The organism is Acidisoma sp. 7E03, assembly GCF_054665075.1.
On the sequence record NZ_BAAFHE010000007.1, the window covers coordinates 71,201 to 91,412 of the forward strand.

The 20,212-nt window shown below is 66.3% G+C and carries 16 protein-coding genes and 1 pseudogene; 8 read left to right on the top strand and 9 right to left on the bottom strand.

Annotated elements, in window-relative coordinates:
* Positions 1-63: 63 nt before the first annotated feature.
* A complete protein-coding gene (locus ACYQ6W_RS12385; RefSeq protein WP_459675623.1) occupies positions 64-1,146 on the bottom strand; it encodes an AI-2E family transporter in 1,083 nt (360 codons plus the stop codon).
* Between the two features lie 93 nt (positions 1,147-1,239).
* Between ACYQ6W_RS12385 and hemW the strand changes: the two genes are divergently transcribed.
* On the top strand, positions 1,240-2,427 hold the full coding sequence (gene hemW, locus ACYQ6W_RS12390) for a radical SAM family heme chaperone HemW (protein ID WP_459675624.1): 1,188 nt from the start codon (positions 1,240-1,242) through the stop codon (positions 2,425-2,427).
* On the opposite strand, the gene ACYQ6W_RS12395 is transcribed toward hemW, so the two are convergent.
* The 3 genes from ACYQ6W_RS12395 to ACYQ6W_RS12405 form a co-directional block, all read right to left on the bottom strand.
* Entirely contained in the window at positions 2,424-3,494 is a 1,071-nt protein-coding gene (locus ACYQ6W_RS12395) for a calcium:cation antiporter (RefSeq protein ID WP_459675625.1), read from the bottom strand. The genes hemW and ACYQ6W_RS12395 overlap by 4 nt on opposite strands.
* A 101-nt stretch (positions 3,495-3,595) precedes the next feature.
* Positions 3,596-4,252 carry a TetR/AcrR family transcriptional regulator gene (locus ACYQ6W_RS12400; RefSeq protein WP_459675626.1) on the bottom strand — a complete coding sequence of 219 codons (657 nt, stop codon included), beginning with the start codon at positions 4,250-4,252 and terminating at the stop codon, positions 3,596-3,598.
* Between the two features lie 111 nt (positions 4,253-4,363).
* Positions 4,364-5,332 (bottom strand): DMT family transporter, encoded by a 969-nt coding sequence (locus tag ACYQ6W_RS12405; RefSeq protein WP_459675627.1) that lies wholly within the window; start codon positions 5,330-5,332, stop codon positions 4,364-4,366.
* Between the two features lie 145 nt (positions 5,333-5,477).
* Between ACYQ6W_RS12405 and hrcA the strand changes: the two genes are divergently transcribed.
* On the top strand, positions 5,478-6,557 hold the full coding sequence (hrcA, locus tag ACYQ6W_RS12410) for a heat-inducible transcriptional repressor HrcA (protein ID WP_459675628.1): 1,080 nt from the start codon (positions 5,478-5,480) through the stop codon (positions 6,555-6,557).
* Between the two features lie 59 nt (positions 6,558-6,616).
* Here the strand turns inward: hrcA and ACYQ6W_RS12415 are convergent, their stop codons facing one another.
* Positions 6,617-7,273, bottom strand: coding sequence for a glutathione S-transferase family protein (locus tag ACYQ6W_RS12415; RefSeq protein WP_459675629.1), 657 nt, complete (start codon positions 7,271-7,273; stop codon positions 6,617-6,619).
* Between ACYQ6W_RS12415 and ACYQ6W_RS12420 the strand changes: the two genes are divergently transcribed.
* Positions 7,272-8,663, top strand: coding sequence for a polyhydroxyalkanoate depolymerase (locus ACYQ6W_RS12420; protein WP_459675630.1), 1,392 nt, complete (start codon positions 7,272-7,274; stop codon positions 8,661-8,663). The two genes, ACYQ6W_RS12415 and ACYQ6W_RS12420, sit on opposite strands and share 2 nt — an antisense overlap.
* A gap of 9 nt (positions 8,664-8,672) precedes the next feature.
* On the opposite strand, the gene ACYQ6W_RS12425 is transcribed toward ACYQ6W_RS12420, so the two are convergent.
* The 4 genes and pseudogenes from ACYQ6W_RS12425 to rsmI form a co-directional block, all read right to left on the bottom strand.
* A complete protein-coding gene (locus ACYQ6W_RS12425; RefSeq protein ID WP_459675868.1) occupies positions 8,673-9,362 on the bottom strand; it encodes a cellulose binding domain-containing protein in 690 nt (229 codons plus the stop codon).
* Between the two features lie 117 nt (positions 9,363-9,479).
* Positions 9,480-11,476: pseudogene (locus tag ACYQ6W_RS12430) on the bottom strand (cellulase family glycosylhydrolase); the annotation flags it as partial.
* 61 nt (positions 11,477-11,537) lie between these two features.
* Positions 11,538-12,518, bottom strand: coding sequence for a LysR family transcriptional regulator (locus ACYQ6W_RS12435; protein WP_459675631.1), 981 nt, complete (start codon positions 12,516-12,518; stop codon positions 11,538-11,540).
* Between the two features lie 79 nt (positions 12,519-12,597).
* A complete protein-coding gene (rsmI, locus tag ACYQ6W_RS12440; RefSeq protein ID WP_459675632.1) occupies positions 12,598-13,431 on the bottom strand; it encodes a 16S rRNA (cytidine(1402)-2'-O)-methyltransferase in 834 nt (277 codons plus the stop codon).
* 77 nt (positions 13,432-13,508) lie between these two features.
* Between rsmI and ACYQ6W_RS12445 the strand changes: the two genes are divergently transcribed.
* The 5 genes from ACYQ6W_RS12445 (at position 13,509) to dnaJ (ending at position 20,183) form a co-directional block, all read left to right on the top strand.
* The gene (locus ACYQ6W_RS12445; RefSeq protein ID WP_459675633.1) at positions 13,509-14,762 is read left to right on the top strand and encodes an ABC transporter substrate-binding protein; all 1,254 of its coding nucleotides are present in this window, start codon (positions 13,509-13,511) and stop codon (positions 14,760-14,762) included.
* 42 nt (positions 14,763-14,804) lie between these two features.
* Positions 14,805-16,133, top strand: coding sequence for an ATP-binding protein (locus ACYQ6W_RS12450; protein ID WP_459675634.1), 1,329 nt, complete (start codon positions 14,805-14,807; stop codon positions 16,131-16,133).
* Positions 16,134-16,237: 104 nt separating this feature from the next.
* The gene (locus ACYQ6W_RS12455; protein ID WP_459675635.1) at positions 16,238-16,789 is read left to right on the top strand and encodes a nucleotide exchange factor GrpE; all 552 of its coding nucleotides are present in this window, start codon (positions 16,238-16,240) and stop codon (positions 16,787-16,789) included.
* A gap of 158 nt (positions 16,790-16,947) precedes the next feature.
* Positions 16,948-18,876: a molecular chaperone DnaK gene (gene dnaK / locus ACYQ6W_RS12460; protein WP_459675636.1), complete on the top strand. Its 1,929-nt coding sequence runs from the start codon at positions 16,948-16,950 to the stop codon at positions 18,874-18,876.
* Between the two features lie 155 nt (positions 18,877-19,031).
* The gene (dnaJ, locus tag ACYQ6W_RS12465; protein ID WP_459675637.1) at positions 19,032-20,183 is read left to right on the top strand and encodes a molecular chaperone DnaJ; all 1,152 of its coding nucleotides are present in this window, start codon (positions 19,032-19,034) and stop codon (positions 20,181-20,183) included.
* Positions 20,184-20,212 lie beyond the last annotated feature (29 nt).

Here is a 20,212-nt window from a genome sequence, read left to right on the forward strand (position 1 = left end):
GCTCCGAATGATCCGTGGTTGTAATTGCTACCTATGGTTAAGGATTCTTACAACCGTTCGGTGTCACGGCGCGCGTTTTTCCAGCGGGCGTGTTGTCACGTCACGCCCGCTTTCGTCCTGCAGGACATCGACGACGTAGAGTTCCGAGACTAGGACGAGCCCAGCGGCGGCAAGCGGCGTCGCCATGATGATGCCCATCGGCCCGAAAAGCGTGCCGAGCAGCGTCATCGACAGGATCAGGAGCGCCGGGGGCAGGCGCACCATGCGGTCCTGCACCAGGGGCGACACCACATAGCCCTCGATGATGTGGCAGACGGTGAAGACCACGAGGGTGAGGAAGGCCATGTGGAGATCCTGGCCGAGCGCGATGGCAAGCGCCGGGATGGCGGCCAGGATGGCGCCGAAATAGGGCACGAAGGTGAGGATGCCGGCGATGACGCCGAGGGCGAGCGCCATGGGCATGCCGATGAGGGCGAGGCCCACCATGGTGAAGACACCGACCACCGCCATGTCGATCATCTGGCCCAGGAACCACCAGCGCAGCACGTGGCCGACCTTGTCGAGCACTTCCCGCGTGCGTGGCCGGCGCTCCGGCGGCAGCAGGGTGACGACGCCGTTGAGGTAGAGCTCGGGGTTCGCTGCAAAGTAGATCATGGTGACGATCAGCACGAAGATCGCGAGCAGCCCGGAAAAGGTGGAACTCGCCGCCGTGAGCATGGGGGCGGCCAGGCTCTGCGCGGTTTGCGCTCCGGCGCTCTTGATCTTCTCCAGGATCTGGCTGCCCCATTGCGTATGGCCGTAGCGGGCGGTGAGATCCTGGCCTTCCTGGATTAACGCGTTGACGAGATCCGTTCCCTGTTGAACCAGGCGCGGCCCGACCCAAAAGCAGAAGCCCAAGATCGCCGCCGCCATGAGGATGACGATCAGGGTCATAGCCAAGCGCCGGCTGAGCGGCGTATGCGCGGCGACCCGATCGGCCGCGCCGCGGAGCGACGCGGCCAGCAGTACGGCGAGGAAGATGAGCAGCAGTTCGTTGTGCAGCAGCCAGATCAGCAGAAGGCCGAGGCCGAGACCGGCCAGGCCGATCAGCACGCGCGCCACCTCCGCATCGCTCCCCGGCTTCGCACTCCTCCCCAATCCGAACATGGCATCATCCGTTCAAGCGATCCGTGCCCAGAGATGGGGTGTGTCCCCGCCTTGTCGATTGGCACGGGCGGTCTCCGCCTCTAAAGCACGGGCATGACCCCCGCGACCCTCCGAGGCTCCGGCGCGGCAAGCATCGAGCCGCTTGCCCTCTACGTTCATTGGCCCTTCTGCCTCGCGAAATGCCCGTATTGCGATTTCAACAGTCATGTGCGGGAGGTGGTGCCGGAGGCACGATTCCGCGCGGCGCTGCTGCGTGAACTGGAATGGGAGGCCGGGCGTCTCGGTCCCCGTCCGCTCGGCTCCATCTTCTTCGGGGGCGGCACGCCCAGCCTGATGGCGCCCGAAACGGTGGCGGCCCTCATTGACCGGGCGTGCGCGCTATTCGCCCCGGTGCCTGATCTCGAGATCACGCTCGAAGCCAATCCCACCAGCATCGAAGCCGGCCGCTTCCGCGGCTATCGGGACGCCGGCGTCAATCGGATTTCCATCGGCGTTCAGAGCCTGCATGCCGAAGACCTGCGCAGGCTCGGGCGCCAGCATTCGGCGCCGCAGGCGATCGCGGCGCTGGAACTCGGCCGCGGCCTTTTCCCCCGCCTCTCCTTCGACCTGATCTATGCGCGCCCCGGTCAGAGCGAAGCCACGTGGCGCACGGAACTGGGCCAGGCGCTGGATCTCGCGGCCGATCATCTCTCCCTCTACCAGCTCACCATCGAGCCCGGGACGGTCTATGAGGGGATGCATCGCCGAGGCGAGATCGTGTTGCCGGATGAGGAGACGGCGGCCCGGCTCTATGCGGTGACGGTCGAGGAAGCGGCGCGCTACGGTCTCGCGCCCTACGAGGTGTCGAATTATGCGAAGCCGGGATCGGAGAGCCGCCACAACCTCGCCTATTGGCGCTATGGCGACTATGCCGGCATCGGCCCGGGCGCCCATGGCAGGCTGACCTTGCCTCACGGTCGAGTTGCGACGCGCCGCCATCGCGCGCCCGAAATCTGGGCCGAACGGGTCGAGGCGCAAGGCCACGGCTCGACGCCGGAGAGCGTGGTGACGCAGGCCGAGCAGGCGCAGGAAATGCTGCTCATGGGGTTGCGCCTGTCGGAAGGCCTCTCCGCCGCGCGTTTCGAGGCGCGCACAGGCATGACCCTGGCGGCGGCGCTGGACCCGGTAATCCGCGCCGCCGCCATCGAAGAAGGCTATCTCGTGGAGGAGGGCGACCGCCTGCGCGCAACGGCCGAAGGCCGCATGCGGCTGGACGCTCTGCTCGCCGCCCTGCTCCGTTAGGGGACGACGGCGAAGAAGAGGAAGACCGCGAAGACCGCGAGATGGATCGCGCCCTGGAGGATCGAGGTGCGGCCGGTCGCGACCGTCAGTGTGCTGAGCAGCAGGGTGAGCGCCAGCAGGACGGTTTCCTTCTGATCGAGGCCCAGGGTGAGCGGCTGGCCGAGCAGGATGGAGACCACGGCGACCACCGGGATGGTGAGGCCGATGCTGGCGATGGCGGACCCGAAGGCCAGGTTGAAGCTCGTCTGCAACTGGTCGCGCCGCGCGGCGCGACCGGCCGCAAGACTTTCGGGCAGCAGCACGAAGGCCGCAATGACCACGCCCACGACGGATTCCGGCGCGCCGGAACGCGCGACCACCGCTTCGATCGTTGGGGACAGACCCTTGGCCATGCCGACGACGGCGACGAGCGCGAGAACGAGGAGACCGAGCGCGACGAGGGTGGCGGTGCCCGACGGCGGCGGTGCCGCATGCTCCTGTGCCCCGGCCTGTTCCGGCAAGAAGTAGGAACGGTGCCGCACCGTCTGCACGAAGACGAAGACGCCATAGAGCACCAGCGAGGTGATGCCGACGAATTTGAGCTGGGCAATGGTGAAGGTCGGCCCGGGCGACGAGGTGTAATTCGGCAGCACCATCGTCAACACGGAGAGCGCGGCGAGCACGGCCAGCGCACCATTGGCGCCCTGAATGCGGAATTCCTGCTCACCATGCCGCCAGGCGCCGATGAGGGCGCAGAGGCCGACGACGCCGGTGCAGACGATCATGACGGCCGAAAACACGGTGTCGCGGGCGAGAGCCGCCTTGTCCGCGCCGCCGCTCAGCATGACGGAGACGATCAGTGCGACTTCGATGATGGTGACAGCAACGGCCAGCACCAGCGTGCCGAAGGGCTCACCGACCTTGTGGGCGACCACCTCGGCGAAATGAACGGCGGCGAAGACGGCGCCGCCGAGCGCCAGGATGAAGAGCGGCAGCAGGGCGTCATGAACGGGCATGACCGTCTTGAGGCCGATCAGCAGCCAAGCCAGGAGGGGAAACGCCCAGCTCCACCAGGGAATGATCTTCACGTCGCCACGCTCCACCAACTCGTGCCGTCCTGGAAACGCGAAGCCGGCGCCGGCGTCAATCGCGCGCGTCGGAGATGGGGGTCAGAGAGGCGACACGCCGGTCAATCGGCGGCGGCTGGAATCGGGACAGCGACCGCATGGTCCCGCAGGAAGAGGGCGACGGCGGCCTCGATGCGCGCGGCGATCTCGGGTTCCGTGGGTGGCGTGCCAACCCCTGCCAGCAGGCGCCAATGGAAATCCCCGATCGCATAGGCGAGCAGCAGGCTCGCCGCTTCCGGCACGTTGCCGATTTGAAACCGTCCCTGATCCACGCCATCCTGCAGCCAGCTCTCCAGGAGGGTGTGGACGCTGAGGCAATGCGCTTCGAAGACGCCGCGGATCTCGGGCAGCATAGGAAGGCTGCCGAGGATGAGCCGGCGCAGCGCGAGCGTCTCGGGTGCCAGCACCTGCTGGGCGATATGCTGCAACAACCGGGTGAGGGCGGTCTCAGGCAGGAGCGTGTCGATGCCGGGCGGTGCCGGGGGCGTCGTGAGCCGCAGACGCAAGAGGGCCAGGAACAGCTCCGTCTTCGACTCGAAGACCTGATAGATCGTCTTCTTCGACATGCCGGCGGAACGGGCGACGTCGGACATCGTCGTTGCGACGAAGCCGCGGGCGAGAAACAGCTCCTCGGCAGCGCTCAGCAACAGGCCACGGCGGACATCCTCCGGAATGGCGCGATGGTAGCGGGCGCGCGGATCCGGCGTCACGGCCAGCATCGGACGTTCCGCGTGAGCCTCTAACCAATCCATCGCACCGCACCTCACTGAGAATGGTGTGGTGATCATGTGATCAGAACACGAATTTGTGTCCGACCTTTTTTGGTTCTTCTAGCTTTTCTTGAACTGCTGGCGCGGGCTGGTCGCCTCCAAAAGCGGCCGGGCGCCGCGCATCTCGCCGAGCACGACCATGGCGCCGCTGAGAAGAATGAGGCCGGCGCCGAAGAAGACGCCGAGGGCCGGAACGTCTCCGAAGAGGCAATAGCCGAAGACGAAGCTCCAAAGCAGCCCGCTGAACTCCATGGGGGCGACGGCGCTGGCCTGGGCGAAGCGCACGCTGCGGATCAGCAGGAGTTGGGCCGTGGTGGAGACGAAGCCGAGACCCAGCATCAGGAGTAGGGTGGGCAGGCTCGGTGTCTTCCACAGGAAGGGCAGCGTGATCCCGCACCCGACGAGGAAGAGCAGGGCGATGACGAAGACCTGATCCCAGCCCCGCAATTCGGCGGAGATCTGCCGCATCAGGATCATCGCATAGGCCCAGATGACGGCGGCGAAGCCGACGCAGAGGGCGGGCAGCACGGGATCGCCGCCATGCGGCCGGGCGGCGAGCAGCACGCCCACGAAGCCGATGCCAAGCGCAGCCCAGCGCACCGTGGTCACCCGCTCCCCCAACATCGGACCTGCAAGCACGGCGATGAGCAGCGGGCTCGCAAAATAGATGGTGATCATCTCGGCGAGGCCGAGATAGCGGGCCGAGGAGTAGTAGAGCAGCCAGGCGACGAAGGTGAGGACGGCGCGCAGCAGCAGCTTGCCCCGCATCGGCGAGAAGAGACCGCGGGTGACGACGCCCCGCCCCCCGAGGCTCAGACACAGCACGATGACCGTGAGGCTGCGCATGAAGAGAATCTCGGGCGCCGCGATGTGCGCCACCAGCAGCTTCACCAGCGCATCATGCAGGGAGAACAGGAGATAGGCGATGAGCGCCAACAGCAGGCCAGCGGCGGTCGGACGGCGCTCCAGGGCGGTCTGCGCTCTTACCCAGACGTCACCCAGCCACCCCGCTCGCGCCCATTGCCGCATTCTGGCTCCCCCGCCAGCAATGATTGACATGACGGGGTCGGTACGCAGCACTCTTCTTGCTGCATGGCAGGGCGGCTGACACCGGCGCAGACCCGCGATCTGGTTTGACCAGCCGCCACGCCAGGCCCTAAGCTTCGAGCGACCGATGGACACTTCCGGCCGTACTTTCTCGCTTCATTCGCCGCCCGTGCTGCCCCAGGGTCTGGACAGCCGGTCCGCGGCCGTACTCCGCGAAATCGTCGAGCAGTATGTGGAAACGGGGGAGCCCGTCGGGAGCCGTACGCTCTCCCGCCGGCTGCCCGTGACCCTTTCGCCTGCGACCATCCGCAACGTCATGGCGGACCTCACCGAGGCCGGCCTGCTCTACGCGCCGCACACCTCCGCGGGTCGGCTGCCCACCGACCGGGGTCTGCGGCTCTTCGTCGACGGGTTGCTGCAATTCGGCGATCTCGCCGAGGAGGAGCGGGACGCGATCGACGCCGCCCTCGCGAGCCACGGCCGCAGCCTGCAGGACACGCTGGCCGAAGCCTCCACCTTGCTGTCCGGCCTTTCCTCGGCCGCCGGGCTCGTGCTGGCGCCGAAGGCGGAAGGCAACATCAAGCACATCGAATTCGTCCCCCTGGCTTCGGGGCGCGCTCTGGTCGTCCTCGTCTCCTCCGAAGGGCAGGTCGAGAACCGCGTCATCGACATCCCCGTGGGCGTTCCCCCCTCCGCGCTGCAGGAGGCGAGCAACTATCTGAACGCTCGGCTTCAGGGTCAGACGCTCGCGGATTTCCGCAGCAAGATGGCGGCCGAGATCGCGCGCGACCGCAATACGCTGGACGAGCTGGCTGCCGGCATCATCGAAGCCGGTCTTGCGACATGGGGCGGCGAGGGGCGCGGTGGCAATCTGATCGTGCGCGGCCAGGGCCGGCTGCTCGCCGACGTCACGCAGATCGAGAAGCTCGCCTCCATCCAGACCTTGTTCGAGCGGCTGGAGGCGCAGGAAACCATGTTGCGCCTGCTTGAACTGGCAGAAACCTCCGACGGGGTGCGGATCTTCATTGGCGCGGAAAGCGGTCTCTTCGGGTCGGCGGGCGTCTCGATGATCGTGGCGCCGACGCGCGGCGCCAATAATCGCATCGTGGGGGCCATCGGCGTGATTGGCCCGACGCGCATCAATTACGGGCGGGTGATCCCCGTTGTGGATTACACGGCACGGGTGCTGGGTCGCCTCTTAGGCTGAGGCCAAGCCGGCGCTTCCCGCTATTCGTTTTGGAAAACCCGTGCTATGTTACCGTTCTGTTAGAATTCTACTTCCAGTTCGGTGATTTCTTGGGGTTCCAGCTTCGCCGCCCGCACCCACTCCGCCATGTCCGGCCAGGCCATGATATCCTGGCAGTATTGGGCCGCGCGTGGGCTCACCGCGACGTCGTAGGTTAGGAAGCGGGTGACCACCGGCGCATATATGGCATCGGCGACACTGAGGCGGTCGCCGAACAGGTATGGGCCCTTCCACGTATCGAAGCAGTCCTGCCAGATCGCGAGGATCCGCTCGATGTCCGCGCGTGCTGCGGACCAAATGGTGAAGCCCGGCCGGAAGGCGTGCAGGTTCATCGGCAGGGAGGAGCGGAGAGCGGCAAAGCCCGAATGCATCTCCCCGCTGATCGCTCGGCATCGCGCACGCGCATGCCTGTCCTTCGGTAGCATCTGGGCCTCAGGCCGCAACTCGTTCAGATATTCTGCAATGGCGAGGGTGTCCCATATGGTGATGCCATCGTGCACCAGCGAGGGGACGAGGATGGAGGACGACCGGAGCAGCAGTTCCGCACGCGCCGCCGGATCCTCGGGATCGACGAAGACTTCCCGGAAGGGCAAGCCTGACAGGCGGGTGATCAGCCACCCCCTGAGAGACCAGGAGGAATAGTTCTTGCTGCTGATGAGAAGCGTGGCCTCTGCCATGAACGGCGTCCTGTCCCCCAAAGCCGACGATCCTCTGTATCAGAGCCTCGGATTGGAGCGGAACCGGATGGCGGGCGGCAAGGAAAAAAACAGCCAATCCGTCTTCTACGAGATGGCCCGGCCCGTCGCCGGCCTGCCCTTCACGGATTATCTCGCCGCCTTCGGCACGCCGATGCTCTATCAGCTCTACCAGGCGCAGACCGACATGATGGAGCCGGCGCGTCGTTTCGCCCGCTTTACGACCGGATTGCTCAATCAGCTTGATCTCGCTGCGCCCGCGTCACTCGGCCTGCGCGGTATGGCCGCGGCGACTGAAACCTTTTGGCGCACCGCCATCACCCATGAACGCCCGGCCTATGGCATCCACTCCGTCGTGATCGGCGACCGTCCGGTTGCCATCACAGAGGAGGTGGTGATGGAGACGCCCTTCTGCTCGCTCTTGCATTTCCGCAAGGAAAGTCCCGTGCGTCAGCCGCGGGTGCTGGTGGTGGCGCCGATGTCCGGCCATTTCGCGACCCTGCTGCGTAACACGGTGCAAACCCTGGTCGCGGACCACGACGTCTACATCACCGACTGGAAGAACGCGCGGGACGTGCCGCTTTCGGCAGGCACCTTCGGCTTCGAGGATTATACGGACCACGTCATCCAGCAGTTGGAGGCGATGGGCCCCGGCGGGCACGTGCTGGCCGTGTGCCAGCCCGCGGTGCCGGTGCTGGCCGCGGTTGCCGTGATGGCGCGTCAGGGCAATATCGCGACGCCGCGCAGCATGACGCTGATGGCGGGACCGATCGACACGCGCGTTGCCGAGACGAAGGTGAACCTGCTGGCCCAGGAAAAGCCCATCGAGTGGTTCAATGACAATGTGATCGGTATCGTACCCTGGCGCTTCAAGGGTGCGAACCGCCGCGTCTACCCTGGCTTCATGCAGCTGAGCGCCTTCGTCGCCATGAATTTCGACCGTCATCTGCGCGCCGAAATTTTGCAATGCCGCGCCATTACCGGCGGCGACGAGATCCGCGCCGACGTCCATCGCAAATTCTACGACGAATACCGCGCGGTGATGGACCTGCCGGCCGAATTCTTCCTCGAAACCGTCAAGCGCATCTTCCAGGATCACGATCTGCCGCTCGGCCGCCTGATGCATCGCGGCGAGCGGGTGGACCCTGGCGCGATCCGCCGCACCATGGTGCTGACGGTGGAAGGTGAGCGCGATGACATCTGCGGCATCGGCCAGACCATGTCGGCGCTCGATCTCTGCACCGGACTGCCGACGACGATGAAGCAACATCATCTGCAGACCAATGTCGGGCATTATGGCGTCTTCAGCGGCAGCCACTGGGCGCGTGAAATCTATCCGAAGGTGCGCGCCGTCATCGAGATGAGCAATTAGGTCCCGGCCTCAGCTGGTGTGATAGACGACCGTCAAGGGATCGGCGCTCGACCCCGCGGCCTGGAAGCCGAAGCTGACCGAGGAATGCGCCGCGATGGTGCCGTTGTAGCTGGCATTGCCGAGCAGGTAGCTGCTGCCGCTGTGTGACAGCGTGACCGCGTTCCACAGATTGGTGACGGCGGCCGGGCTGGTCATCTCCACCTCCCATTGCGACAGCGCCTGATCGCTATTGTTGGTGATGGTGACGTTTTCGAGGAAGCCGCCGCTCCAGCTCTGGGTTAGGCTCGGCGTTACCGTGATGTCCGGGCTCGTGCTGCCGGAACTGCCCGTCGCCGTACTGCCGCTGCTGGCGCCGCTGCCGACGGAGGCTGGGATAAGCGTCGCGGTCGCCTTTTCGCCGAGCAGGCTTGCCCCCACCGGGTCGCTCAATGACAGGAAGAAATCGAGCGCAGAGGTGGCCGAGCTATCGCCGAATAGATCGGTCGAGACGATGGCGGTGGTCGTGCCGGGCGCGAAGGTCACGGTGCCGGATGCGGCGACATAGTCGACGCCCGCTTTCGCCGTGCCGTCCATCGTCTGGTAATGTACCGTCACCGCCGAGCTGGACGCCGTGGAGAGCTTCACGAGGAAATCCACCGTCGCGGGGGTTACCGTCGTGCTCGTGTCGGAATGATAGAGGGCCGGTGTGATAGCGGCCATCTTGGTGGTGTCGACCGTAGACCAGTCATCTTTCAGGATGCCGCCCGTATCGCCAGATGTCGGGTTCCAGTCCCAATAGGCCCAGGAGATGCCCTGTGCGCCGCCGGCGCCGCCTGGCGCATCAAGGTATTTCACCAGTTGTGCGATCCACTGCTGGTCGCTGCTCGTCTCGAGCTTGGAGCCGAATTCTCCGAGAAAGACCGGCGCCGTGCCGTTCTGGTAGAGATAACCCCAGTATTTGGTCCAGATCGCGGCGAGTTTGTTTGGGTAGCTCGCATCCGAGAACCAGGGCTGCGCATAGACTGAAGATGGATAGTCATGCGCGGAATAGACGAGCTTATGTGCATCCGTAAGCGTGATCGGGTGGCTCGCGGCGCCCATGAGATTGCCGCCCCACCAGGTGCTTTGGCCGCCATAGGTCTGGATGCCTTCGACCATGATGAGCCAGTTGGGGTTGACCGCCTGGATTGCATCGCCCGCGCGCGTCGCGGCGGCAGCCCAGTCGGTCGCGCTGCCATCCCCCAGGTCGCGGCACCATGCGGCTCGTTGAGCAGATCGGCGGCGACGACCGTCGTATTCCCGGCGTAATGCTTGGCCAGCATCGTCCAGGTATCGATCCAGTTCGCGTCCGTATAGCCACCGTCGTGCCACAGGCCGTTCTCATTGGCACTGGACCCCGCTGCGCTGCGGTGATCATCCAGGATGATCTTGAGGCCGATCTGGCTCGCATAGGCGACGATCTTGTCCATGATGCCGAGACCGTTCAGCCCGGCGAGATCGGGGTTGAGCGTGTAGTTGATGCCGCTCGGCGTGCTGCCGGAATCGAAAAGCTGCAAGGAGAAGGGCAGACGGATCGCGTTGAAGCCGAGCAAGACCATCTGGTTCATCATGGTCTTGTAGCTTTGCGCCCAGAGACCCTGCGGCGCGTAGGCGTTCGTCTCCAGGCCGTACCAGTTGATGGCGGAGAGCTTGACCGGCGTGCCTGCGGCCGAGACGATCTGATTGCCTGCGGTGCTGAGATAGCGTGCGGGCAGCAGGGTGCCGCCGCTGGCCGCCACCGTCTCGTTCACCGTGACATCGCCCACGCTGATGCTGGGTGTGGTCGTCGTCGCGGCCGGATTGACGATGGTACCGACGCCCGTGCCGTCCGCAATGGTGGCGCCGGAGGGATTGGACAGGGCAAGGGAAAAGCTGCGTGTACCGGCGATGCCGGGCTCGGTGGTGATGGTGACGGTCGCCGTCGTGCTGCCGGGCTGAAAGGTCACCTGTCCCGCGGCTGCCGTGTAATCGGTGCCGGCCTTCGCTGTCCCATCCACCGTCTTGTAGGCGACCGTCACTGCGCTGGATGAGGCCGCCGAGAGATGCAGGGTGAAGGTTTCGGCGGCCGTCGTGCTGCCGTCTTCCGTGACTGTTGCGTCATCGACCGAAAGCGTGGGCAGCGGATTGATGATGGTGCCGATGCCTGTGCCATCCGCGATGGTCGCGCCGGAGGGATTGGAGAGCAGCAGGCTATAGGTGCTGGTTCCTGTGCCGGAGGCTTTTGTTGGAACCGAGACCGTCTGGCTCTTGACGCCAGGCGCGAAGGTCAGCGTGCCGCTCGTCGCCGTGTAATTCGTGCCCGCAAGCGCGGTGCCGTCCGCCGTCTTGAAGGCGACGGTGACGGGTGTCGTGCTGGCGGTCGAGAGGCTGACGGTGAAGCTTTCCGTCTTGCTCTGACCGGCGCTTTCCGTGACGGACGCATCCGCGACCGAGAGCGTCGGCAGGGGAGCCACGCCACTGCCGATCGACTGTCCGTTGAAGATGCAACGTGTTGGCAGGCTGGGCGAACTCCCCGTCGCCTGGAAGCCGAAGGAGACCGACTGCCCGGGCGCGATGGTCCCGTTGTACGGCATCGCTGCCAGGCTGTATTGGCTGCCTGTGTGGCTGGTAATTTGTGCGTTCCAGAGATTGGTGATGGCATTGGCGAGATCGAAGGCGATCGTCCAATGGCTTATCGCGACGCCCGAGGTATTGGTGATCGTCACGCCGCCGATGAAGCCCGCCCCCCAGTCGCTGGTGTCGCTGAAGGTGACGGTCAGGCCCGGCGTGCTGATGGTGCTGCTCGGCAGGCTCATGGCTTCTCTCCCTGGTCAGGCGATGCGAGGCGGGTGTGTTGCATGGCCGAACCGCGGACGTTCAGGCAACTGAACTTCCTTCAGCATCCTCCTGCAGGCTGGTGGCGAGCTGCTCCCGCAGCCAGGCGAGGCCGCTATCCTGGTCTTGCCGCCCGTGCCAGACCATTTCGACATCGACGGTGGGAGAGGGGAGAAGCGGATCGAGCGTGACGAGCCCACCGGATGTGGCTGCCCAATCCGCGATGCGCTTGGGCAGGGTTGCGACCAGATCGGTCTGGCGCAGCAGGAAGGGGATAGCGGTGAAATGCGGCACGCTCACGGCCACGCGGGCGGCGGGCGAATCCTGCGACCGGGAATGCAGCACCAGCCGCTCCATCCAGACGCGTCGGACGAGACCGCGATCATCATAGAAGCCATCCCCCCGCAGATCCTCTTCGCCCGTGAGGTCCACGACGACATGCGGGAAGGCCGCGACGCGTGCGAGGGTGAGCGGGGCTTCGGCCAGGGGATGACGCTGCCGCACGACGAGGACGCCGGTCTCACGGAGGAACGGGCGGCGGCGCAACTCGGCAGGCAGGCTCCCGAACCAGCCGATGACGAGGTCCACGGCGCCGCTCTGCAGCTGCCGCCCGACATCGGTACGGTTCACCGGCGTAATACGCAGATCGATGGCGGGGGCCAGCCGCTGGAGCCGGGCGACGAGCGGCGGCAACAGGAAGGCGCAGGCATAGTCACCGGCAGCGACGCGGAAGCTGCGGATCGACTCCCCGGGCGTGAAGGGCGTCGCCGTCAAGGCGCGTTCGAGGAGAGAGAGGCCGTCATGCACGGTCGCGGCCAGTTCGATGGCGCGCGGGGTCGGGGTCATGCCGCGTTCGTCACGGATGAAGAGCTCGTCCTTCAGCGCCTGGCGCAGCCGGCCGAGAGCGTGGCTCACCGCCGAGGGGGAGAGGGCGAGGTGCTCGGCGGCCATGGCGACGCTGCGCGTCCGCATGACCGTATCGAAGACGTGGAGCAGGTTGAGATCGACCTGACGAAGACGCATGCGCGAGGACCGAAGGTGACGTGAACCCTTTCGGTCATACAAAGATTCCGCGGCCGAAACCCAGCCTCTTCTGGTGCGGTCAGGCCTCGCGTGTCAGAGCCAGCGCCCGCGCATAGACCAGCCGGCGCGACAAGCCGGTCTCCGCCGCGACGCTGGCCACTGCTTCCTTGAGCCTCGCCTGGCCGAGGGCCGCCTGCAACTTGGCGTCGAGATCGGCTTCCGGCAGCACCTCTTCGGCAGGGTCGGGCGGCCCGAGCAGGAGGCAGATCTCCCCCCGCGGCGGATCAGCGGCGACCCCTGCCACGAGGGTGCCAAGCGTGCCCTGCCGCACCTCCTCGAAATGCTTCGTCAGTTCCCGCGCGAGAGCCGCCGGCCGGTCGCCGAAGACGGCCTGGAGATCGGCGAGCGTATCCGCCACCCGATGGGGGCTTTCGTACCAGATCATGGTGGCGGAAAGGCCGGCCTGTTCGGCGGCGCGCAGGCTCGCGAAGGCGGTGCGGCGCGCGGCCCCGCGCGGCGGCGGGAAGCCGAGGAACAGGAAGGGATGCGGCGGCAGGCCGGACAGGGTGAGCGCGGTGACCGCGGCATTCGGGCCGGGCAGGGCCGTGACCGGCAGCGCCGCCTCCCGAAAGGCGCGCACCAGACGAAAGCCCGGGTCCGACATCAGAGGTGTGCCAGCATCGCTCACGAGGGCGAGACGGGTGCCCGTCCGCGCCGCCTCCAACAATTTCGGAATACGGCTTTCCTCATTATGGTCGTGCAAGCTTTCAAGCCGGGCGCGCAGGCCGAGCGAAAAGAACAGGCGCGCGGTCACCCGGCTATCTTCACAAAGTACGATATCGGCCAATCTCAAGGTCGCGATCGCCCGACTTGTCACATCCCCCAGGTTGCCGATCGGCGTGGAAACCAGCACAAGTGCGGCTTGGGCTCCGCCGACAGACGGCCAGACTTCGGCCGACGGCGAGTCCCGTCCAGACGGAGGATCTACAAGTGCGTCTTGCTCGGGCATCGACTCTCTTCGCAGTCCTTCTCGGTCTGGCGGGCTGCGCGGAGCAGTCCAACCTGCCCATGATGGGGTCGGCCCCTGGCACCCCGCAAGCGCTGGGCGGCGGGGCCGCGGCATCCTTGCCGGCCCCGGCGGGCAGCCGCATCGCCCTACTTGCGCCCCTCACCGGCACCTATGCCAATGTCGGGCCCCAGCTCGTCAATGCCGTGAAGCTCGGCCTCGGCCCTACGGCGGCAGGCTCGCTCGACGTGCTGGACACGGGCAGCACCCCGCAGGGCGCGGCGCAGGCGGCGCAGAAGGCCATCGCCGATGGCGCAGGGCTGATCATCGGGCCGCTGACCATGACGGAGGCGGCAGCCGTCGCTCCGATCACGGCGCCGGCCCATGTCGACGTGCTGGCCCTGACCTCCGATTCCAAGGTGGCGCAGCCTGGCCTCTGGCCGCTCGGAATTTCGCCGGCGGAGCAGGTCCGCGCCCTGGTGGCGGCGGCGAATGCCCAGGGCCACGGCCAGATCGCGGGCTTCCTGCCGGATACCCCCCTCGGCAACGCCATGGCCCAGGCCCTACAAGCCACCGGGCAGAGCCAGCAGGTGGTGACCTATACCGCCGGCAGCTTTGGCTCGATGAATTCGAGCCTGCGCTCCCTGTCGCAATATGGCAGCCGCCGCGGTCCGATCGACGCGCAGATCAAGCAGCTGCGCGGCGCCCATACAGTGGCGGCGCGCCAGCAGGCGGCGAAGCTCGCGCGGCAGCCGATCCCGCCACCGCCCTTCAATGCTCTGATGGTGGCGGAGACCGGCGGGGGCTTGGGCGAACTCGCCTCCCTGCTGCCCTATTACGATGTGAATCCGGGACCTGTTCTGGTGCTCGGCCCGGGCCTCTGGGCGGCAGACCCCGCCGCCGTCGCCCATGCGGGCTTCCGTGGCGCCCTCTACGCCGCGCCCGATCCGGCGGCGGCGACTGCCTTCAATGCGAGTTATGCCCAAGCCTATGGGGGCCCGCCTTCGGCGCTGGCTGCCATCGCCTTCGACGCTGCGGCCCTGGCCCGCGTGACGACGCAGAACGGGCGTGTGGACCAGGCGGCGCTCACCAACCCGTCCGGTTTCAGCGGGGCCGATGGGCTTCTCGCTCTGGGCGCGGACGGGTCGGTCAAGCGGGGGCTCGCGGTCTTCCAGGTCTCGCCGGACGGGGCGCAGATCGTCCAGCCGGCGCCGCAGAGCTTCGCCCCGGGGAGCTGACGCTCTCCTGACCAACGCAAGGCGAGAGGGCGTGATGGCGGCATGAAGGAGCCGAAGGTACCGGGCATCGGCCGCTGGATGGTGCTCATCCTCGTGGTGCCGCTGATCGGCCAGATCGTCATGATGGCGGCTGGGCGAGCGCACAGCACGAGCACGCTCATCCTGATCGCCGTAGAAATCTTCGTCGCCTTCGTCGCAGCCTTCCTGTGGCGGCAGGATCTGGAGCGGCTGCACCGCATCCTTGTCGGCCTGCCGACCGAACCGCCGCGCCTTCCGGAAATCGACCGGCTGGGCAGCTACCTCGGCCAGAGCAAGGACGAGGCGGAGGGCCGGGTCACACAGCTCGAGACCGCGCTCCGCATCGAGAAGAGCATCATCGAGCATCTGCCGGAGCCTCTTCTGGTGGTGAACGCCGAAGGGGGCGTGCAGCGTCTTAACGAGGCGGCGCGGCAGAGCCTTGGGGAGGATACTGGCGCCGTGCTCCGCCACCCCTTGCTGCGTGGCGCGATCGACAAGGCGGTTTCTTCGGGCGAGCCGCAGGCGGCGGATCTCCTGTTCGCGGCACCCGTGCCAAGGGAACTGCATGCGACGGTGACGCCGCTTCAGCCTGGCCTGTTTGCGGAAGACCTAGTCACGGTGCTGCTGGTCGATCATACGCGCGAGCGCGCGGTGGAGCGGATGCGGGCGGATTTCGTTGCCAATGCCAGCCACGAGTTGCGCACGCCGCTCGCCAGCCTGATGGGCTTCGTCGAGACCTTGCAAGGCCCAGCGAAGGACGACCCGCAGGCCCAGGAGCGCTTCCTCGAAATCATGGCGCAGCAGGCGGCGCGTATGAACCGGCTGATTGACGATCTGCTCAGCCTCTCGCGCATCGAGCTTTCCGAGCATCAGTCGCCCCAAGGCAAGATCGATCTCAGCCTTCTCATCCAGCGCACGGTGGCCGCGTTCGAACCGCGCATCCTAGAGCGCGGGGTGACGCTTGAGCTGAGCCTGGCCGAGCTGCCCTCCGTACCGGGCGACGTGGACCAGATGGCGCAGGTACTGAACAACCTCCTCGACAACGCGCTGAAATACGGTCGGGAGAAAGGCTGCATCTCCCTTTCGGTCGAGCCGGTGGAGGGCGCACCCTGGCCGAGCCGGCCCGGTGTGGTGGTGACGGTGGGCGACGACGGCGCGGGCATCCCTCGCGCCCATCTGCCGCGTCTGACCGAACGCTTCTACCGGGTGGACAAGGGGCGCTCCCGCGCCGTCGGCGGTACGGGCCTCGGCCTCGCCATCGTCAAGCACATCGTCAATCGCCATCGCGGCCAGCTCGTCATCACAAGTGAGGAAGGCCAGGGCTCGCGCTTCAGCGTATGGTTGCCGCGTTAGCGCAGAGGCAGTTGAAAGCCGCCCCGTGGCTGCGTATCTGGCACCTCGCAATTTCGTGTAGCCGGTGCTTGCACCAGCGCTTTCGCAAACCTAAGTCAGGGCCCATGAGCGACACCGAAAAGACCCAGAACCATTCTGAGGAAGATCCCACCGGCGTGCCGGAGGCAGAGCTTTCGCCTGCCGAGCGGCTGGCCGCCATCGAAGCCGAGCGCGACGAGATGCGTGACCGCTGGATGCGGTCCGAGGCGGAAATGGCCAATCTGCGGGCCCGCACGAAGCGCGAAGTGGAGGATGCCCGCCTCTTCGCCGTGCAGAAATTTGCGCGCGACGTCGCCGAAGTGGCGGAGAATCTTAAGCGCGGGCTGAGCAGCCTGCCGGCGCGCGCCGAAGGCGAAGCCGAGATCATCGGCAAGCTGCGGGACGGCTTCGAAGGCATCGAGCGCAGTTTCGTCGCGACGCTTGAGCGCAACGGTATCAAGATGGAAGACCCCACGGGCCAGCTGTTCGATCCGAACCTGCATCAGGCGATGGCCGAGCAGGAGACGGCAGAGCATCCGGCCGGCACCGTCATCCAGGCTTGGACCCCCGCCTGGACGTTGAACGGCCGCCTGCTGCGGCCGGCCATGGTCGTGGTCGCCAAAGCCCCGGCGGGCTGAGGCGCCATTCCTGAAGACCGGCTATTCCAGGACAGTGCACAAAATTTGGGCATAAATTCTTGCCTTGGAATGGCCGCACAATTATCTAGTGTGACGTGATCCCAAGGGGGGCGCCGGTGCTTCGGGCTGGTGGCTCCCGCTTATAAAGGAGACTGCCTATGAGCAAGGTCATCGGTATCGACCTCGGCACCACCAATTCCTGCGTCGCGATCATGGAGGGCAAGGATGTCCGCGTGATCGAAAACAGTGAGGGCGCGCGCACCACGCCGTCCATGGTCGCCATCACCGACAGCGGTGAGCGGCTCGTCGGCCAGGCCGCCAAGCGCCAGGCCGTGACCAACCCGTCCAACACCTTCTATGCCGTCAAGCGCCTCATTGGCCGCCGCTACCAGGACCCGCTGGTCGCCAAGGACAAGGGCCTCGTCCCCTATGCCATCGTGCAGGGCGACAATGGCGACGCCTGGGTGGAAGCCCGCGGTCAGAAATATGCGCCGAGCCAGGTCTCGGCCTTCATCCTCACCAAGATGAAGGAAACTGCGGAGGCCTATCTCGGCGAAAGCGTGACGCAGGCCGTCATCACCGTTCCGGCCTACTTCAACGACGCGCAGCGCCAGGCCACCAAGGACGCCGGCAAGATCGCCGGCCTCGACGTGCTGCGCATCATCAACGAGCCGACCGCCGCGGCCCTCGCCTATGGCATGGACAAGAAGTCCGCCGGCACCATCGCGGTCTATGACCTCGGCGGCGGCACCTTCGACGTCTCGGTGCTCGAGATCGGCGACGGCGTCTTCGAGGTGAAGAGCACCAACGGTGACACCTTCCTCGGCGGCGAAGACTTCGACCTGCGCGTGATCGATTACCTGGCGGAAGAGTTCCGTAAGGAGAACGGCATCGACCTGCGCAAGGACAAGCTGGCCCTGCAGCGCCTGAAGGAAGCGGCCGAAAAGGCGAAGATCGAGCTGTCCTCCGCGAAGGAAACCGAGATCAACCTGCCCTTCATCACGGCCGATGCCTCTGGCCCGAAGCATCTCGTGCTGAAGCTCTCGCGCGCGAAGCTGGAAGCGCTGGTCGACGACCTCATCCAGCGCACGCTGGAGCCCTGCCGCGCCGCGCTGAAGGATGCGGGCGTGACCGCCGGTGAGGTGGACGAGGTGATCCTGGTCGGCGGCATGACCCGCATGCCCAAGGTCATCGAAGCGGTGAAGCAGTTCTTCGGCAAGGACCCGGCCCGTAACGTGAACCCGGACGAAGTCGTGGCCATCGGCGCCGCGGTGCAGGGTGCGGTTCTGCGTGGCGACGTGAAGGACGTGCTGCTGCTCGACGTGACGCCGCTGTCCCTCGGCATCGAAACGCTGGGCGGTGTCTTCACGCGTCTGATCGACCGCAACACCACGATCCCGACCAAGAAGAGCCAGACCTTCTCGACCGCCGAGGACAACCAGACGGCCGTGACCATCAAGGTCTTCCAGGGCGAGCGCGAAATGGCGGCGGACAACAAGCTGCTCGGCCAGTTCGATCTCGTCGGCCTACCGCCCGCGCCGCGTGGCGTGCCGCAGGTGGAGGTGACCTTCGACATCGACGCCAATGGCATCGTGTCGGTCTCGGCCAAGGACAAGGCGACGGGCAAGGAGCAGCAGATCCGCATCCAGGCGTCGGGCGGCCTGTCGGACGCCGACATCCAGAAGATGGTGCAGGAAGCCGAAGCCAATGCGACCGCCGACAAGGAGCGTCGCGCCTTCGTCGAGAGCCGCAACCAGGTCGAGAGCCTGATCCACCAGACGGAGAAGACTCTCGCGGAAGGTGGCGACAAGATCTCGGCGCAGGACAAGGGTGAGGCGGAAAGCGCGATTGCCGCAGCCCGCTCCGCGCTCGAAGGCCAGGACAAGGCGGCGGTGGATTCCGCCGGCGAGCGCCTGACCCAGATCGCCATGCGGATCGGCGAGGCGATGTACAAGGCGCAGCAGGAAGCTGGTGCGGCACCGGCGGGTGAAGCGCCGGGTGCGGCCGGCGGCAGCACCGGGCCGAACGGCGAGCGCGTGGTGGACGCCGAGTTCGAGGAGATCGACGACAAGAAGAAGTCGTCTTGATCCGTCCGGTTCCGGACGGAGCATCTCTGTGACGTGAGAGACGCCTGCGCTTCCCCCGAGGCGCAGGCGTCTTCCTTGTAAGAAGGTCCGCAAGGACGGGTGGCGCGCCGGAAGCCGGCACGGGCCGCCGCCGGTTGAAGGGCTGAGGGCATTCGATGGCGAAGAACGACTATTACGCAACCTTGGGTGTAGCCCGGGACGCCAGCGCCGATGCGCTGAAAAAGGCCTATCGCAAGCTCGCGATGCAGTATCACCCCGACCGCAATCCGGGGGACAAGGCGGCCGAGGCCAAGTTCAAGGAAGTGAACGAAGCCTATGAGGTTCTGAAGGACGACCAGAAGCGCGCCGCTTACGACCGCTTCGGCCATGCCGCCTTCGAGAATGGCGGCGGCGCTGGCCCGGGTGGTTTCGACTTCTCCCAGGCCGGCGGCCTGGGCGACATCTTCGACCAAATGTTCGGCGACTTCATGGGCCGGCGTGGTGGCGGCGGAGGCGGTGGCCGCGGTGTGCGCGTCGGCGGCGACATCCGTGCCGAGGTCGAGATCGACCTTTCCGAAGCCTTCTTCGGCACCAAGGCTCAGGTCCGCGTACAGACCCGTGTCAACTGCGAGGCATGCGACGGCACCGGCTCCGAAGCGAAAGACCGCAATGCGAGCGACACCTGTGCGACCTGCGGCGGCATGGGCAAGGTGCGGGCGCAACAAGGCTTCTTCCTCGTCGAGCGTAGCTGCCCGACCTGCGGCGGCTCCGGGCGGGTCATCCGCAATCCCTGCCGCGTCTGCCATGGTGCCGCGACGGTGCCGCGCGAGCGCTCGCTGCAGATCACCATTCCGGCTGGTGTCGAAGACGGCACGCGCATCCGCCTCTCGGGCGAAGGCGAGGCGGCGGGCGCCGGGGGCCAGCCGGGCGATCTCTACGTGCATGTCGGCATCCGGCCGCACGCGATCTTCCAACGAGAGGGCGCGACGATTCTCTGCCGTGTACCGTTGCGGATTTCTCAGGCCGCGCTGGGCGGCGAGATCGAAGTGCCGGTGATCGATGGCACGCGCGCCAAGGTGAAGATCCCGGCGGGCACGCAGTCGGGCGAGCAGTTCCGTCTGCGCGGCAAGGGCTTCTCCGTCCTGCGCTCTGCCGCGCGGGGCGACATGTACATCCAGGTCGCCGTGGAGACGCCGCAGCAGTTGACCAAGCGCCAGCGCGAATTGCTCGAGGAATTCGAGCAGGAATCGACGGCCCACGCTAAGGGCAACCCGGAATCCGAGGGCTTCTTCGCCAAGGTGCGGGAGTTTTTCGACGGTAAGGCGTGAGCGTCAGCGTTGAGCAATAAAGAAAGGGC